The following is a 1661-nucleotide window of genomic DNA, read 5'->3' on the forward strand; positions in this document are numbered from 1 at the left end:
GAGTTGTAGTACTCTAAGAGTTTCTGTTTACGCTGTTGAGTTGATTCCAGTTTCTTGGTTTTGCTCTCTTTTAAGAGTTTGTTGTTGGCTTCTAAGTTTTCAATTTCTAGGTCTATTAGTTCAATTTCAGTAGCGTATTCGGTATTTTGGTAATAGTTACGTCTAGCTTCAGCTCTGCGTTTGATCAGTTGGGCTTTTTGATTGGTTCGATATTCTAATCTGCTAGATTTAGCTTCGTGCTGGACTAGTTGGAGGAAGATATCAGCAGCATACTTGTCGAGTTTAGTTTGGTGGCTTAGTGCCATCTTGGTTGCTGCTCGGTAGTACTGTGCCTCTTTAATTTCGGCTCGGCATAGTTTGCGTGCAAGCTTTAACATTTCTGGCAGAAGCTTGGCGTTGGTCTCTGCCAGTTCAGCTATTTTTCTGAGGGCCCTGACATTCTCCGCTAAGTTTCCTGTTAGGTCTATTTTTCCTAGGTCGAAGGGCAATCCGAACTTCTGACCTAAGGCTGTTAGTTTTCCCTGGATGACTGGGGGAAGATACTTCTCAGAACTAACAGTATGGTGATGGTTAGAATGGTATGAAGTAAGACTTTTATCCTTAGCTGTGAGTGACCCTCGCTGACTCTTTTTTCGTTCGATTTTCATTACACGAATATCCTATAGCAACTGGCACCACCCACTGGCTGAGTCTTCATGAAGTTAAGGCAGAGTGCGCGGGAATTACTGATTTTGGTAAATAGCAATGAGCCTGCTGAGTCTACGGCAAATAGGCTCCCATTGGGCAGATTGTCCCAATCGGTTGGTGATTTTTGGATGGTTAGGTTCTTTTGTATGGTTTCAACGTCGCCAATGGGTCTGAGGACTGGGCGTGCTTTGCGCTTGCCTTGTTTGCGATTGCGGTAGTAGCGGTTGAGCTTGGTGTGTAGTTCTTTTGCTTCCTCTGGCGTTAAACCTTCATCAGTACTTTTACTATTTATTGTCATTGTATTTAATGTTTCTTGTGTCTCCATATACTGTGTTTGCTTAGTGATGTGACAATGGTTTGAATAGAACGGGACAAGCACTGCGGACGCTACGACTTATATGCTTTGGTTATAACGTAGACTCACTAATTAAGTCTACGACAGTATTAGCACTATAGCGCAGAAGTCTAAAGAAGTCTACGACCATTCAGCCACTAAAAGCCATGAGCAAGTTAAAAGAAGTAGAATACTTATGATGACTTAGTTAGACTGAATGCCTACAGGAAAAAAGACTAGCCAGATAGGCGTGATCATAAGCAATGAGCTAAGAGAGGTACTGGGTGAGTATGCAGAGCAGAACCATTGGTCGTTAAGTCGTGCTGCCTTAGTTCTAATCCAAAGGGGATTGAAAGAAGAAGGCTTCCTTAAAGAAGATAAAAAGAAAAGCTAGACATTAAAATAAAAGTCCATATATATACGGACTTAAAAGGTATTTAATCCAACTAACAGCAAGAGATTTGGGATAACTAGTCCTGCACAAGGTGAGCAAGCGCAATGAGAGTGTCTTCTCGTAGTTGCGAATTGCAGTTTGAAACACGATATTGATCCACTTCAATGATCTGATTCACCATTTGTACCAGCCTCCGAGTCCAAGCACTTTGAGGATATAGCTTTTTTCAGCGTCGTAGCCTTTGTG

At 42.1% G+C, this 1661-nt stretch carries 2 protein-coding genes; both read right to left on the bottom strand.

Annotated features, from left to right (window positions below; genetic code table 11):
• Positions 1–647: hypothetical protein (locus tag F6K23_RS40330; RefSeq protein WP_293166811.1), on the bottom strand; the 647-nt coding region annotated here is incomplete at its 3' end.
• Positions 647–1012, bottom strand: coding sequence for a hypothetical protein (locus tag F6K23_RS40335; RefSeq protein ID WP_293166813.1), 366 nt, complete (start codon positions 1010–1012; stop codon positions 647–649). The genes F6K23_RS40330 and F6K23_RS40335, both read right to left, overlap by 1 nt.
• Positions 1013–1661: the final 649 nt, after the last annotated feature.

Source organism: Okeania sp. SIO2C9, from assembly GCF_010672455.1.
In the GTDB taxonomy this organism is placed as follows: Bacteria; Cyanobacteriota; Cyanobacteriia; order Cyanobacteriales; family Microcoleaceae; genus Okeania.

Bases quoted from the DNA above. Each gene is read 5' to 3' on its own strand.
- F6K23_RS40335 (WP_293166813.1), bottom strand. From the start codon at position 1,012: ATGGAGACACAAGAAACATTAAATACAATGACAATAAATAGTAAAAGT.